This is a genomic window from Pseudomonas sp. A0308 (assembly GCF_044218815.1).
Taxonomy (GTDB): Bacteria; Pseudomonadota; Gammaproteobacteria; order Pseudomonadales; family Pseudomonadaceae; genus Aquipseudomonas; species Aquipseudomonas iridis.
On sequence record NZ_CP162581.1, the window covers coordinates 4,357,461 to 4,371,360 of the forward strand.

Annotated in this window: 14 protein-coding genes; 8 read left to right on the forward strand and 6 right to left on the reverse strand. The window is 58.1% G+C overall.

Annotation, left to right across the window (positions count from 1 at the left end; genetic code table 11):
* Positions 1–64: 64 nt before the first annotated feature.
* The gene (locus AB4P92_RS20150) at positions 65–1,918 is read right to left on the reverse strand and encodes a DUF4105 domain-containing protein (RefSeq protein ID WP_042561160.1); all 1,854 of its coding nucleotides are present in this window, start codon (positions 1,916–1,918) and stop codon (positions 65–67) included.
* 96 nt (positions 1,919–2,014) lie between these two features.
* Complete coding sequence (locus AB4P92_RS20155; protein WP_042561159.1) at positions 2,015–2,503, reverse strand: DUF3015 domain-containing protein; 489 nt, start codon at positions 2,501–2,503, stop codon at positions 2,015–2,017.
* Positions 2,504–2,780: 277 nt separating this feature from the next.
* Here AB4P92_RS20155 and AB4P92_RS20160 point away from each other — a divergent pair, with 277 nt between their 5' ends.
* Positions 2,781–5,219: a Lon protease family protein gene (locus AB4P92_RS20160; RefSeq protein WP_047303324.1), complete on the forward strand. Its 2,439-nt coding sequence runs from the start codon at positions 2,781–2,783 to the stop codon at positions 5,217–5,219.
* A gap of 324 nt (positions 5,220–5,543) precedes the next feature.
* Entirely contained in the window at positions 5,544–5,864 is a 321-nt protein-coding gene (locus tag AB4P92_RS20165) for a hypothetical protein (RefSeq protein ID WP_042561157.1), read from the forward strand.
* Here the strand turns inward: AB4P92_RS20165 and AB4P92_RS20170 are convergent.
* The gene (locus tag AB4P92_RS20170) at positions 5,861–7,690 is read right to left on the reverse strand and encodes a hypothetical protein (RefSeq protein WP_395598051.1); all 1,830 of its coding nucleotides are present in this window, start codon (positions 7,688–7,690) and stop codon (positions 5,861–5,863) included. The genes AB4P92_RS20165 and AB4P92_RS20170 overlap by 4 nt on opposite strands.
* Positions 7,691–7,853: 163 nt before the next feature.
* Here AB4P92_RS20170 and AB4P92_RS20175 point away from each other — a divergent pair, with 163 nt between their 5' ends.
* From AB4P92_RS20175 to AB4P92_RS20185, 3 genes are all read left to right on the forward strand, one after another.
* Positions 7,854–8,342, forward strand: coding sequence for a TIGR00645 family protein (locus tag AB4P92_RS20175; protein WP_042561155.1), 489 nt, complete (start codon positions 7,854–7,856; stop codon positions 8,340–8,342).
* A 131-nt stretch (positions 8,343–8,473) separates the two neighbouring features.
* Entirely contained in the window at positions 8,474–8,779 is a 306-nt protein-coding gene (locus AB4P92_RS20180; protein WP_042561154.1) for a DUF6482 family protein, read from the forward strand.
* A 123-nt stretch (positions 8,780–8,902) separates the two neighbouring features.
* Positions 8,903–9,520: an FKBP-type peptidyl-prolyl cis-trans isomerase gene (locus AB4P92_RS20185; protein ID WP_042561153.1), complete on the forward strand. Its 618-nt coding sequence runs from the start codon at positions 8,903–8,905 to the stop codon at positions 9,518–9,520.
* Between the two features lie 130 nt (positions 9,521–9,650).
* Here AB4P92_RS20185 and AB4P92_RS20190 read toward each other — a convergent pair whose 3' ends face one another.
* The 3 genes from AB4P92_RS20190 to AB4P92_RS20200 form a co-directional block, all read right to left on the reverse strand.
* Positions 9,651–9,908, reverse strand: a complete 258-nt coding sequence (locus AB4P92_RS20190) for a hypothetical protein (RefSeq protein WP_150602192.1) — start codon at positions 9,906–9,908, stop codon at positions 9,651–9,653.
* Between the two features lie 206 nt (positions 9,909–10,114).
* Positions 10,115–10,456 carry a zinc ribbon domain-containing protein YjdM gene (locus AB4P92_RS20195; protein WP_395598052.1) on the reverse strand — a complete coding sequence of 114 codons (342 nt, stop codon included), beginning with the start codon at positions 10,454–10,456 and terminating at the stop codon, positions 10,115–10,117.
* 144 nt (positions 10,457–10,600) lie between these two features.
* Positions 10,601–11,569: a polyprenyl synthetase family protein gene (locus AB4P92_RS20200; RefSeq protein WP_007909817.1), complete on the reverse strand. Its 969-nt coding sequence runs from the start codon at positions 11,567–11,569 to the stop codon at positions 10,601–10,603.
* Between the two features lie 240 nt (positions 11,570–11,809).
* Between AB4P92_RS20200 and rplU the strand changes: the two genes are divergently transcribed.
* The 3 genes from rplU to cgtA all read left to right on the forward strand — a co-directional run bounded on the left by rplU (position 11,810) and on the right by cgtA (position 13,834).
* Positions 11,810–12,124, forward strand: coding sequence for a 50S ribosomal protein L21 (gene rplU, locus AB4P92_RS20205; RefSeq protein WP_003230856.1), 315 nt, complete (start codon positions 11,810–11,812; stop codon positions 12,122–12,124).
* Positions 12,125–12,159: 35 nt separating this feature from the next.
* A complete protein-coding gene (gene rpmA, locus AB4P92_RS20210; protein WP_003176049.1) occupies positions 12,160–12,417 on the forward strand; it encodes a 50S ribosomal protein L27 in 258 nt (85 codons plus the stop codon).
* A gap of 193 nt (positions 12,418–12,610) precedes the next feature.
* The gene (cgtA, locus tag AB4P92_RS20215) at positions 12,611–13,834 is read left to right on the forward strand and encodes an Obg family GTPase CgtA (protein WP_115146542.1); all 1,224 of its coding nucleotides are present in this window, start codon (positions 12,611–12,613) and stop codon (positions 13,832–13,834) included.
* The last annotated feature ends 66 nt before the right edge of the window (positions 13,835–13,900 follow it).

Genomic DNA, 13,900 nt, shown 5'->3' on the forward strand with positions numbered 1-13,900 from the left:
TCTGTTGGCTGTGAGTCCGCTATCGCGGGCAAGCCCGCTCCCACAGGGTCAGTGGTATGTCTGCTTAGTAGTGATACCACTTCACCTCAAGCATCACTTCAGTCTCAGGTGTTGCCACATGACTGAACTCGCGCTGCGCACTCAGGCGTAAACCCAGGTTACGCGACAGCTCCCACTGCTGATTCAGGCTGAGGCTGCGACGCACTTCGCCATTGATGAAGTAATCACCCTTGGCCTCCAGACTCAGGTTGCCCAGCGGGTTTTTCCACAGTACGCCGGTATTGAAACCGCCGGCGGGGGAAACGAACTCGGCGAAGTCATTGTTGTGTTCGACGCGCACCGTGCCGAGGGCAAAACCGAGCACGTCTTCACCCAATTGCCACGTACCGCCACCGCCGCCATTGACGTGGCTGACCAGGGTTTCGTCATCATGCTTGCCCGGCACGCGCTCAAGTCCGCCCGTGACTTGCCACGACAGCGGCTGCAGCAACTCGTTACGTGGCGTCAGTGAGCGAATGGTCGCCAGATCCAGTTGCTGGAACTGCCAGTGATTGCCTTCGTACTGGCGCAGCTTCATCTGCAGGATTTCGATTTGCGCTCCGAGCGGGAAACTTTCGGCGTTGTCGTTGAGGTCGTGATACGCCATGCGCAAGCCGTACTCGGCGAACGCACGGTCGCCGCGAGTACCGAGGCCGGCCTGCCAGGTGCGCGACTCGTGGCCATCCTCCGGCAGACCGGGACGAGGAATTTCCAGCTCCGGTGCCGGGTTCTTGTTGATCGCCCGAAGCAGTTCAAAGCTGCGCTGCGCCCGTTGCGGATCACGTTCCTGACCGTTGGCGCGGTAGCGCTCCAGTCGATACGCGGCGTCGATGATCAGCGCTTGCCGGGCGCGGGGCAGGGCCTTGAAGGCCGGTTCCTGCAACACCTGCTGCTCGGCGCTGACTTTCAGCACCCATTGCTGTTCTTCGTCAGTCAACGGTTCGGCGCGGCTGAGCAATTCGCGCTCACGGGACGGGCGGTATTCGATGCTTTCCACCAGACCCGCTTCTTTAACGGCTTTGACCGTGTCAGTAGGGATTGCGGTCAGCGGGAATTGTTCGGTCAGGCGCAGGCTCGGCCGGGCCACTTGCAGCAGTTCGAGCAGACGGTAGGAGCAGTTTTCGTCGAAGAAGAAATAGTCGAACTGGATCTGCTTCAACTCCCACACATGCTCGACCATGCGTGCGGTTTCTTCTTGCGTCAGGTTGAGCCGGTACTCCCACAGATCTCGGTTTTCCAGGCTGCGGTATTCGGAGAGTTTTTCCTGATACGGCACCAGTGCAAACAGCCCCGGATAGCCGCCCATCAAGCCTTTCCAGGCGTAAAGAATACTGTTGTCCGAACCTTCGATGTAGGCGCCAAAGTTGATCGCGTAACTGAGCAGCGAGGTCTTGTCGCTTTGCACGTCAGCCTGATCGATACGCAGCAGGGTGTGGCCGAACATCGACGACGGACTGTTGAGATACGCTGCCGGAAAGATCATCACCGCGCTGTGCGGCGAGACGTCCTTGAACCACTTTTTGTATTCGGCGCACGCCGGCATCGGCAGGTCGGTCAGGTTGAGCTGCGTTTTCAACCAACGGGTGCGGGCCGGATAAACGCATTGCGCGTGCTGCTCACCGAGACTGGCCGGGGCGTACAACGCCTGCACGGTGGCGGCCAGCTCACGGTCGGGGTGTTCATTGCCATCGGGCGCGAGAAAGAATTTCTTGTCGCTGACATAGCTGCGCCAGCCGCCAAGCTTGGCGGTTTCGTAATGACCGAGGGAAATCCAGAAGCGGTCATTGGCCAGTTGCTGCAAACGTTGAGGGTCGATGTTTGGCGCGGCGGACAGCGGGGCGCAGACACAGAGCGCCAGCCAGGCAAGGCGTTTGAGCATAGTCGGCAACTTAAACAGGAAAAAAACAAAAGCCCAAGGAGGGACGGGCCGAAAAAATAAAAACCCGCTCCCCGAAGGAAGCGGGCAGGGTCGAGCTTAAGCCTGCGTTGCGTACTTGGCCAGACGTGGGTCTGATTTCAGCACGGACAGGGTGTTGGTATGCACGTCTTCAGCGGTCACGTCAGCCTTGCTGAAGATCTGCTGGAAGTGCTCGTGAGTCACAGCAGCGAAGTGCGCACGGTCTTCCGGCGCCACGCCCAGTACCACGGCATAGGTCGTCAGCGCTTCGCCGTTGCCCTTGGCCATGTCTTCAGACAGCTCGTTCATCATGCCATTCATGGCAAACCAGGATTTGCCGCCATAGGTCAGCGACGCGTTGGTCGAGCAACCGTTGGTGCCGGAGGTCATACCAAACGTGGCGTTACCGGAAGTGCCGTTGGTGGTGGATGCCAGGAAGTGAGCCGGGGTGCCACGCTGACCTTCGAACAGCATGTTGCCCCAACCGCAATCCGGGCCGCCTGGAGCTTGCGCCATTGCGTTGATGGATACAGCGGTGAAGAGAGTACCGAGAAGAATCCGTTTCATAGCTTTTATCTCTTTATGTGCATACCAATGGACAGGGTTCTGGCTCCTGACGGTGCCAGTGGGCCGGTATTAGTTCCAGCCGCGCAGTTTGGAGTTTAGGCACGTTCCTGGGGTTCCGTGAGTTTTTGCAAAATATTTGGAATAAACCCCGGTTTCAAGGGGGCGGGTCACGGGACGGGCGTTTGTCTATGCTTTGTCACATGGCGCGCCTTGCCAGTGGGGTACGGGCAGCGCCAGAATGCCGCTATCTGCCCCGCCTGATTGTTAAGGAAGCCCGATGCCTGATCCTGTTGCTGCCAGCTTGCGTCTAGCGCCCGAAGCGCTGACCCGTCCGTTTTCCGCTGAACAGTTCAGCTTCACTACCACCAATGATCTGGAGCCCTTTCGCGGTGTGCTCGGCCAGGAACGTGCGGTCGAAGCCTTGCAGTTCGGTGTGGCCATGCCACGCCCCGGTTACAACGTCTTTGTCATGGGCGAGCCCGGTACCGGTCGCTTCTCGTTCGTCAAACGCTACCTGAAGGCCGAAGGCAAGCGCCTGCAGACCCCGGCGGACTGGGTCTATGTGAATAATTTCGATGAACCGCGCGAACCGCGCGCACTGGAGTTGCCATCGGGCACGGCCGGCGCGTTCATCGGTGACATCAACGGCTTGATCGACAACCTGCTGGCGACTTTTCCGGCGGTCTTCGAACACCCGTCCTACCAGCAAAAGAAAAGCGCCATCGACCGCGCCTTCAACCAGCGCTACGACAAGGCCCTAGACATCATCGAGCGTCTGGCCCTGGAAAAAGACGTTGCCCTGTATCGCGACAGCAGCAACATCGCCTTCACACCGATGCTCGACGGCAAGGCGCTGGATGAAGCTGAGTTCGCCCAGTTGCCGGAAGCCGATCGCGAGCGTTTCCACGAAGACATTTCCGGTCTCGAAGAGCGCCTGAACGAAGAACTCGCTAGCCTGCCGCAGTGGAAGCGTGAGTCGAACAATCAGCTGCGTTCGCTCAATGAAGAAACCATCACCCTGGCCTTGCAGCCATTGCTGTCGCCGTTGTCCGAGAAGTACGCGGAGAACGCAGCGGTCTGCGGTTACCTGCAAGCGATGCAGGTGTACCTGCTGAAAACCGTGGTCGAGCAACTGGTCGACGACAGCAAGACCGACGCCGTCGCCCGCAAGCTGCTGGAAGAACAATACGCGCCGAGTCTGGTGGTCGGTCATCCGGTCAGCGGTGGCGCGCCCGTGGTTTTCGAGCCGCACCCGACCTACGAAAACCTGTTCGGTCGCATCGAATACACCACTGATCAAGGCGCGCTTTACACCACCTATCGCCAATTGCGTCCGGGTGCCTTGCACCGCGCCAACGGTGGTTTCCTGATTCTTGAAGCGGAAAAAATGCTCAGCGAGCCGTTCGTGTGGGATGCGCTCAAACGCGCCCTGCAATCGCGCAAGCTGAAAATGGAATCGCCGCTGGGCGAGATGGGCCGCTTCGCCACCGTGACCCTCAACCCGCAGCACATCCCGTTGCAGGTCAAAGTCATCATCATCGGCGCGCGGTCGCTGTACTACACGCTGCAGGACCTTGATCCGGACTTCCAGGAGATGTTCCGCGTTCTGGTCGACTTCGATGAAGACATCCCGATGGTCGACGAAAGCCTAGAGCAATTTGCCCAGCTGCTGAAAACCCGTACTTCGGAAGAAGGCATGGCGCCGCTGACGGCCGATGCGGTCGCGCGTCTGGCAACTTACAGCGCACGTCTGGCCGAACACCAGGGACGGTTGTCGGCGCGCATCGGTGATCTGTTTCAACTGGTCAGCGAGGCTGATTTCATCCGGCATCTGGCCGGTGATGAAATGACCGATGCCGGTCACATCGAGCGCGCCTTGAAAGCCAAGGCCACCCGTACTGGGCGCGTGTCGGCGCGGATTCTCGATGACATGCTCGCCGGGATCATCCTCATCGACACCGATGGCGCGGCGGTCGGCAAGTGCAACGGGCTGACCGTGCTTGAAGTCGGTGACTCGGCATTCGGTGTGCCGGCGCGGATTTCCGCCACGGTTTACCCGGGCGGCAGCGGTATCGTCGACATCGAGCGTGAGGTCAATCTTGGCCAGCCGATCCACTCCAAAGGCGTGATGATCCTCACCGGGTATCTGGGCAGCCGTTACGCCCAGGAATTCCCGCTGGCGATTTCCGCGAGCATCGCACTGGAGCAATCCTATGGTTACGTCGACGGCGACAGTGCGTCGCTGGGCGAGGCGTGCACGCTGATTTCGGCGCTGTCGAAAACCCCGCTCAAGCAATGCTTCGCGATCACCGGTTCGATTAACCAGTTCGGTGAAGTGCAGGCGGTGGGCGGGGTCAACGAGAAGATCGAAGGCTTCTTCCGCCTCTGCGAAGCGCGCGGCCTGACCGGCGAGCAGGGCGCGATCATTCCGCAGGCCAACGTCGCTACGTTGATGCTCGATGAGAAAGTGCTGGCGGCAGTGCGCGCAGGGCAATTCCACGTGTACGCGGTGCGTCAGGCCGACGAAGCGTTGAGCCTGCTGGTCGGTGAACCGGCCGGTGAGCCGAATGCCGATGGTGAATTCCCGGAGGGCAGCATCAATGCGCGAGTAGTGGAACGCCTGCGCGATATTGCCGAGATGATCAGCGAAGACGACCTCAAGGAAGCCGAGAAGGAATTGGCGCAGGAGGCATTGGTAGAAGCCAAACCTGCCTGAGCCTTCATGCAGTAAATCTGTGGGAGCGAGCCTGCTCGGGAAAGCGCTGTATCAGACGACGATTAAGTTGCCTGACACTTCGCATTCGCGAGCGGGCTCGCTCCCACAGTGTTTTTCCAGATTGATTTTTGCGCTGATCTTCGTGAAAAGTGCCATCACTCTGACGCCAATATTCACACAATGACCATTCGGCGCATTCTGGTTTCATATGGCTTGCACGGCGGACTTTTCTTCTATTCTCAGCTCAAGGATATCGACAGTATCACTGGATCGAGCCAGTCCTCCCGAGAGGGCTGAATACCGGCTTCACCGAGGGTCGCCGCCATGTCGCGCAACCTCTGCCTCACCCGTCAATGCCTGGGTCTCGTGACCCGTATCGAATGTGCCATCAAACCGTTGGCCGGCGATAACGGCATGTGGACGCTGCTCTTCGCTGCCGGCATGGCCGGCGAACAACCTTCCGCCATCAAAGCCCAGGGTCCGTTCCACGGCCCGATTGCCGCCGAGTCGATTCTCGACACCATCGTTGAAAGTCTGACGTTGCACGGCTATGAACTGGCCGACGACCCGCAGATCTGGAGCCTGCACCTGCAAGCCCAGCTTCGGCAGATCAACGGCGGGCGCGGCCGTAGCCTCAACGGTTAGGGCGCGGTGTCAGGCATCTGCGCCTTGTCGAGCTTGACCTCAAAGCCGTATTGCACGGTGGAGAGGTTGGTTCGCTGATAGGTTTCCACGTGGGTAGGACGGCCATAGAAGTAGTGCACGCCAAACAGCGCCGGGCCTTCTGCGCTCGCATCGTGGCTGACCGAGAGAATCTGCTTGAGGTATTTGCCGCTGTCGTCCTTGACGAAGAACCGCCATTCATCGGCAGGAAATAGCTTCAAGTCGACCACCAGCGTGTTGTTCCTGATCTCCAGACCTTTGGGCAAAGACTTGGCGTCGTAGGTTTTTTTCTCGACCGAGGCTAGAAACAGCGGCATTGAGCCGACGGCAATCGCCGGCGTATCCGGGAACAGGTTCAAATCGTAGGTGATCGTCGCTTGCAGTGGATCGACCTGATAAGCCTCGGGCGGTAGCTCGATCGGTTCATCGAGTTTGCCGCTGCGCTTTTCGGTGAAGAACGTCACCGGGCTGACCCCAGGGCTGAAGTCGTCCCCGAGCAGTTCGTCGTTGAAGGTGCGGCGGTGAGAAAACTCGATGCGCGCAGCGCTCGAGTCCTCCACCGATTGTTGAATACGCACGCCTGCCTTCAACTGATCCTCGGTCAGGCTCGCGCCTTTGAGCCAGTTCGCGGCCAGATCGTCATACACCACAATCGGCAAGTCCAATGGCTGGATTGTTTTTTCCATAGTGTGTGGGCTGAAAGTGCGAATTGGCAGATCCAGCGCTTTGCGTGTCACGGTTACCGAGGAAAAATCCAGCAGGCTGACTTCCAGCGTCTCGATCGGGCCATTGAAGTAGACCTTGTTGTAGCGGCGCGGGTGTTGTTGCTCGAACGCCAGTTGGTCGGCACTGAGCTGCTTTTCCAGCGCGTCGCTCCAGGTTTTTTGCTGTTGCAGGTGCGTCAGTTGCTTTTGGTAAAAGTTAACCTGCTCCGGACTTTCGTTGATCGAACCGGCACGCACCAGGTATTGACCAGTGCCATCACGCGCTTGAACGATCAGCGGATTGAGCTGGGCGTCCGCGACTTCCGGGGCCAGGGGCAGGTTGTTGCTGAATTCGACTTCGGCGTAGTTCTTTTCAAGCTTGAGCAGTTTGACGCTGAGATTGTCGTTGGTGCGGGTCTGACCGACATCTTTCTGCGTCAGGTCGAAACTGTACAAGCGGCGCGGCGCAATGACTTCGACCTGGCCTTGCAGGCTCACCGGTTGCGGCAAGGTCTTTTTGTCCACCCCAAGACCATCGATGAACGGGTAGGTCACGGTCAGGTCATCGGGATTGGTAACGTTGGAGCTGGACGGGCTGAGCTGGATGCCCGGATCGGTTTCCGACCATTCCGGCTGATAAGCAATGACGCGCTTGTTGCTCAACGTTACCGACTGCCATTCCACGCCATGCGGGAACAGGAAACCACCGGGGATGTTCAGGTTGAAAGGAAAAACCGGTTGCAGATCGGTGAGGTAATCGGAGCTGGCATCTTTGTGCAGCACGAACAGACCCTTGATAAACGTATCAACCAGCGCTTGCGGGTTAGGGTAGTGCTTGAGCACGCCGAGGGCGTCTTCGCCGTATTCGGTTTGTGCCGGATTGCTGTCGAGCTTGAGCTGTGCGCGTTCGAGCAACAGCAGCGAACCGCCGAGTTCGGTGACGGCGTCCTTGAGCTTCGGATCGGTGATGGCGTCCAGTGACTGTTCGAATTTTGCGGTTTTTTCTTCAAGGCTTACGGTGCGCTTTTCGTCACCTTGCGAGCAACCGCCAAGGAGCAGGGTGAAGCAAATTCCGGCAATCGTTATCGGCAATCGCACATCCATTTCCACTTTTCCTGTCCGCTTTCGCTGGGCCGTCAATGGTTTGGACACTAGCAGAAAAAATTGCCGCACACGTGCGCTGGTGGCGGATTTTCAGGCGGTTTCTGGCTGTCACAGCGGGCTGGTATACTCGCCCCCCATTACAACCCCCCTTGTGTGAGATTCAATGGAACGCTTTATCGAAAATGCAATGTATGCCACGCGCTGGCTGCTGGCGCCGATCTACATCGGGCTGTCTCTCGGACTCCTGGCGTTGGCACTGAAATTTTTCCAGGAAGTTTTCCACATCCTCCCCAACGTCTTCTCGATGGCCGAGTCGGATCTGATTCTGGTCCTGCTGTCGCTGATCGACATGGCGCTGGTCGGCGGCCTGCTGGTGATGGTGATGATTTCCGGCTACGAGAACTTCGTCTCGCAACTGGACATCGACGAGGGCAAAGAGAAGCTCAGCTGGCTGGGCACCATGGACTCCTCGTCGCTGAAGATGAAAGTGGCGGCCTCGATCGTGGCGATTTCCTCGATCCACTTGTTGCGCATTTTTATGGACGCCAAGAACGTCGATCCCGAGCACCTGATGTGGTACGTGATCATCCACATGACGTTTGTGATTTCGGCATTTGCCATGGGTTATCTGGATAAGCTCACCAAGCACTGATCATTCCTTGATTGCTGCAAAACCGCCCGTCTGTTGCGAAACAGACGGGCGGTGTCGTTTGTGGCTTGTGCTTTTTTGCCCGCAGGCATATCCCTGTAGACCTACTGGCTCGCCCTGCGTGAGGTGTGTTCATGAACCTGCAAGAGTTGAACGCGTATGCCATCGCCGGCAAGGTCGATGAGCTGAACCTGATCTCCATGGAAGGTGGCATTTACCTGCTCGAAGCGCGTATGCGTGGAGCGGCGTATCCGCTCAGCAATCCTCAAGGGCAGATGTTGACGCTACGCTCGGTCGAACATGCCCGGGATGTGCTGCATAGCTTCCCGGTGTTGCCATTCAACCTCGTACACACCTCGGTACATGATGAAATGTGTGGCCTCGGCGCCAGTGGCGAGGAAAGTCTGAAAGTGCCGCTCGCCTGGCGGTCCGCACTGTAGACCCGGCGCCCCAAACGCCAAGGCATCTGTGCTAGTCTGCTCGCCCTTTTGGTTCCGGGCGCGCCGGGACGCGCTGTGTACGCACGGCACGTCTGTTGGTCGTCCGCACAGCGGAGCAGTGTCATGTCCGAAGTAAATCTGTCCACCGACGAAACTCGCGTCAGCTACGGTATCGGCCGTCAGCTGGGTGACCAGCTGCGCGACAACCCGCCACCGGGTGTCAGCCTTGACGCCATTCTGGCCGGTCTGACCGACGCTTTCGCCGGTAAGGAAAGCCGTGTGGGTCAGGAAGAAATGTCCGCCAGCTTCAAAGTGATCCGCGAGATCATGCAAGCCGAAGCGGCTGCCAAGGCTGAAGCTGCAGCAGGCGAAGGCCTGGCTTTCCTGGCTGAAAACGCCAAGCGTGACGGTATCACCACTCTGGCTTCCGGCCTGCAATTCGAAGTGCTGACGCAGGGCGAAGGCGCCAAGCCAAGCCGTGAAGATCAAGTGCGTACTCACTACCACGGCACCCTGATTGACGGCACTGTGTTCGACAGCTCCTACGAGCGTGGCCAGCCAGCAGAATTCCCGGTTGGCGGCGTAATCGCCGGCTGGACCGAAGCCCTGCAACTGATGAATGCCGGCAGCAAATGGCGTCTGTACGTGCCGAGCGAACTGGCTTACGGCGCTCAAGGCGTTGGCAGCATCCCGCCGCACAGCGTTCTGGTATTCGACGTCGAGCTGCTGGACGTTCTGTAAGACCTGGCCTGTCAGCATGACAGGCTAATGTGGGAGCCAGTCTGCTGGCGAAAGGGTCGAGCGGTTTTTGTTCAAAACCCCTTTGATGCCATCGCCAGCAGGCTGGCTCCCACAGTTTTTTCCGTGACTTTCATAGTTCTATCTTGTGATGCAGTTCATTCGTCGGGCGCAAGGCCCGGGCGTAGCAGAACAGGAACAGATTGCGCACCAGCTCCTTGAGCACCAGCGGCTCGCTGGAATTCAGGCTGCTCACATCCAGATCACCCTGATCCTGCAGCTCATGCAGGGCTTCTTCTTCAAGCACCGCACAGACTTCCCCGGTTTCACGATGCAGGATTCTGAGGTAGGGGTGTGGGCGATCCAGCCAGGCGTCGATCAAATAAGTCATGGTTCTCATCTCCATTGAAAGGGTTTCAATGAGAATAATTCTTATTCAACAAATAGCAAGCGCCTATTGGCGGATTGCAGATTTTTCAGGGTAAAGATTGCGTAAGGTCAAAACGGCTGGCGCTTGGCTATTGCGTGGATGTACCGAGGGAGCAGGGGAGGGGGAAGCTCCATCCCACGGCGGGCGTGGGATGGATGACAGCAGGTTCAGACTTTTCTGACGAACTCGGATTTGAGCTTCATCGGGCCGATGCCGTCGATCTTGCAGTCGATGTCGTGGTCGCCATCGCACAGGCGGATGTTCTTGACCTTGGTGCCGACCTTGACCACCAGCGACGTGCCTTTGACCTTGAGGTCCTTGATCACGGTGATGGTGTCGCCGTCCTGCAGGACGTTGCCGACCGAATCTTTCTTCACGGCGTCATCGGAGGCTGCTTCGGCTTCGCTATTGGCAGACCACTCGTGGGCGCACTCCGGGCACACCAGTTGGGTGCCGTCTTCGTAGCTGTATTCGGAATTGCATTTCGGGCAGGGTGGCAACGTGCTCACTAGGGCTCCTTGAGAGTGGATCGCTAAAAGTCGCACATTGTATAGGGTTTCTCCGCTGATGGCGCCAAAAGCAAAAAATCGCAGCTCCGACAGCTCTGTAGGAGCTGCCGAAAACTGCGATTTTTTGATTTTTTTTCAGCGATTTCAGTGTGTGCGGGCGACCGCAAACTCACTCAATTCAACCAGTGCATCACGGTATTCGCTGGCCGGCAGCGCTTCGAGGCACTTGATCGCACGGGCCACATAGTCGCGAGCCAATTGCGCGGTGTACTCAAGTGAACCGGAAGCTTCCACGGCGATGCGGATGCTTTCCAGGTCTTCGATCCCACCTTTCTGGATCGCCTGACGCACCAGTGCAGCCTGTTCAGGCGTTCCTTCGCGCATGGTGTAGATCAGCGGCAGGGTCGGCTTGCCTTCGGCCAGATCGTCACCGACGTTCTTGCCCAGGGTTTCAGCGTCGCCCTTGTAGTCGAGCAGATCGTCGACCAATTGGAATGCCACGCCCAGGTGATCGCCAAAGGTGCGCAGGGCTTCGCTCTGCTCGGCGGTTGCACCGGCCAGCGCGGCGGCGCTGTGGGTGGAGGCTTCGAAGAGCATCGCGGTCTTGCCGCGGATGACTTCCATGTAGGTTTCTTCGGTGGTGCTCGCGTCACGGACCTTGGACAGTTGCAGCACTTCGCCTTCAGCGATGATGCGCGTGGCCTGCGAGAGGATCTTCATCACCGGCATCGAGCCCAGTTCGACCATCATTTCGAACGAGCGCGAGTACAGGAAATCGCCCACCAGTACACTTGGTGCGTTGCCCCACATGGCGTTGGCAGTCGAGCGGCCACGGCGCATGCCGGACATGTCGACCACGTCGTCATGCAGCAAAGTCGCGGTGTGCAGGAATTCGATGGTGGCGGCGAGCAGGCGCATGTCATCGCCTTCGCGACCCAGGGCCTTGCCACACAGCAACACTAATAAAGGACGCAGGCGTTTGCCACCGGCCGAGGTGATGTAATCGCCGATTTTCGATACCAGCGGCACTCGGGAAGTCAGCTGCTTCTTGATGATGCCGTCGACGGCGCTAAAATCGTCCGCCACCGCGCGGTAGAAAGCTTGGGGTTGCATCAGCGAGAGTCGCTCCAGAAGGGTTGCGCGGCATGCTAGGACCCCCGTCCAGACCTGTCAAGGCGCGATGGACGGCTACTTGCAAGCCTGCGATAGCTTGCGTACAATCGCGCACCCTGAACTTCCTGGGCAGCACCTGCCTTACGCAATTGCTAGCGGGCCTTCCAGCCCCATGCAGCCATGCCAGCCAATACCTCTTCTTATAAAGAGCTGGGTGAGCAGGATTATCGGAGAAACACCATGTCTTATGCAGTAATCGTTACTGGCGGCAAGCAGTACAAAGTCGCCCCAGGTGAATACCTGAAGATCGAAAAACTGGAAATCGCTACCGGCGAATCCGTTACCTTTGATCGCGTTCTGTTGGTTGCCAATGGCGACGACGTAAACATCGGCGCTCCAGTTGTTGCTGGCGCTACTGTTGTGGCTGAAGTGATCTCCCAAGGTCGTCACGATAAAATCCGCATCATCAAGTTCCGTCGTCGTAAGCACCACATGAAGCGTATGGGCCACCGCCAGTGGTACACCGAGATCAAAATCACCGGTATTCAGGCTTAATTTCAGCCTAATTCCTCACTAGGAGAATTGAACTCATGGCACACAAAAAAGCTGGTGGTAGTACCCGTAACGGTCGCGACTCAGAAGCCAAACGCCTTGGCGTGAAGATGTATGGCGGCCAGAAGATCATTCCGGGCAACATCATCGTGCGTCAGCGCGGCACCCAATTCCACGCTGGTTACGGCGTTGGCATGGGTAAAGATCACACCCTCTTCGCGAAAATCGAAGGCGTGATCAAGTTTGAAGTAAAAGGCGCGTTCAACCGCCGTTACGTGAGCGTTGTCGCGGCTTAATCGCGAGATCGCTGGAAGAGCCCTGTCTTGCGACGGGGCTTTTTCGTTTGTGGGGTGAGTCTCTTGCAAAACTGTTTGTATGGGCTGTCGGCGTGCGATACAGGTCGTGTTTTGGGGTCGCTGCGCTCATTTTTGCAAGAGTCTTATGTCTTGATTGTTTTTCGGCTCGTCCGTATGGCGAGAGGCGTTGGTTATGAAGTTTGTTGATGAAGTATCGATTCGAGTAAAAGCTGGTGATGGCGGCAATGGCGCCATGAGTTTCCGTCGGGAAAAATTCATCGAGAACGGTGGCCCGAACGGTGGTGATGGCGGTGACGGCGGTTCCATCTACATGATGGCCGACGAAAACCTCAACACCCTGGTCGACTACCGTTACACCCGGCACTTCGATGCCGAGCGCGGTTCCAACGGCGGCAGCACCGACTGCACCGGTAAAAAAGGTGAAGACCTGATCCTGCGCGTTCCAGTCGGCACCACCGTGATCGACTCCGCTACTCAGGAAGTCATTGGTGATCTGACCAAGGCTGGTCAGAAACTGATGGTAGTGCAGGGCGGCTGGCACGGTCTGGGTAACACCCGTTTCAAATCCAGTACCAACCGTGCGCCGCGCCAGACCACTCCGGGTAAACCGGGTGAGCAGCGCGACCTGAAACTGGAAATGAAAGTGCTCGCCGACGTAGGTCTGCTGGGCTTGCCGAACGCCGGTAAAAGTACCTTTATCCGTTCGGTCTCGGCAGCCAAGCCGAAAGTTGCCGATTACCCGTTCACCACGCTGGTGCCAAACCTGGGTGTGGTCAGCGTCGATCGCTGGAAGAGCTTCGTCGTTGCTGATATTCCGGGCCTGATCGAAGGTGCTTCCGATGGCGCCGGCCTGGGTATCCGCTTCCTCAAGCACCTGGCGCGTACGCGTCTGCTGCTGCACCTCGTCGACATGGCGCCGCTGGATGACGCCAGCGCGCCGGATGCCGCTGAAGTGATCGTCAATGAGCTCATCAAGTTCAGCCCGTCCCTGGCTGAGCGCGATCGTTGGCTGGTGCTGAACAAGTGCGACCAGATCCTTGAAGAAGAGCACGAGGAGCGCGTCAAGGAGATCGTTGATCGCCTGGAGTGGACTGGTCCGGTCTACGTGATCTCGGCCATCTCCAAGCTGGGTACCGAGCGTCTGTGCCACGACATCATGCGTTACATGGAAGATCGTGCCGACCGCCTGGCCAATGACCCTGCCTACAAGGAAGAGCTGGCTGATCTCGATCAGCGCATCGAAGACGAAGCGCGTGCGCAACTGCAGGCGCTGGATGACAAGCGTGCCCTGCGTCGCAGTGGCGTGAAGTCGGTCCACGACATCGGCGACGATGATTGGGACGAAGAAGATGTGGATGACGAAGACGGTCCGGAAATCATTTACGTGCGTGACTGATCCGTTGCGATAAACTTGAACGCCGCTCAATCGAGCGGCGTTTTAGTATCTGGAAATCAGTAGTTG

Coding starts and splice junctions, on each gene's coding strand:
- AB4P92_RS20150 (WP_042561160.1), bottom strand. CDS start 1,918: ATGCTCAAACGCCTTGCCTGGCTGGCGCTCTGTGTCTGCGCCCCGCTG.
- AB4P92_RS20155 (WP_042561159.1), bottom strand. CDS start 2,503: ATGAAACGGATTCTTCTCGGTACTCTCTTCACCGCTGTATCCATCAAC.
- AB4P92_RS20160 (WP_047303324.1), top strand. CDS start 2,781: ATGCCTGATCCTGTTGCTGCCAGCTTGCGTCTAGCGCCCGAAGCGCTG.
- AB4P92_RS20165 (WP_042561157.1), top strand. CDS start 5,544: ATGTCGCGCAACCTCTGCCTCACCCGTCAATGCCTGGGTCTCGTGACC.
- AB4P92_RS20170 (WP_395598051.1), bottom strand. CDS start 7,690: ATGGATGTGCGATTGCCGATAACGATTGCCGGAATTTGCTTCACCCTG.
- AB4P92_RS20175 (WP_042561155.1), top strand. CDS start 7,854: ATGGAACGCTTTATCGAAAATGCAATGTATGCCACGCGCTGGCTGCTG.
- AB4P92_RS20180 (WP_042561154.1), top strand. CDS start 8,474: ATGAACCTGCAAGAGTTGAACGCGTATGCCATCGCCGGCAAGGTCGAT.
- AB4P92_RS20185 (WP_042561153.1), top strand. CDS start 8,903: ATGTCCGAAGTAAATCTGTCCACCGACGAAACTCGCGTCAGCTACGGT.
- AB4P92_RS20190 (WP_150602192.1), bottom strand. CDS start 9,908: ATGACTTATTTGATCGACGCCTGGCTGGATCGCCCACACCCCTACCTC.
- AB4P92_RS20200 (WP_007909817.1), bottom strand. CDS start 11,569: ATGCAACCCCAAGCTTTCTACCGCGCGGTGGCGGACGATTTTAGCGCC.
- rplU (WP_003230856.1), top strand. CDS start 11,810: ATGTCTTATGCAGTAATCGTTACTGGCGGCAAGCAGTACAAAGTCGCC.
- rpmA (WP_003176049.1), top strand. CDS start 12,160: ATGGCACACAAAAAAGCTGGTGGTAGTACCCGTAACGGTCGCGACTCA.
- cgtA (WP_115146542.1), top strand. CDS start 12,611: ATGAAGTTTGTTGATGAAGTATCGATTCGAGTAAAAGCTGGTGATGGC.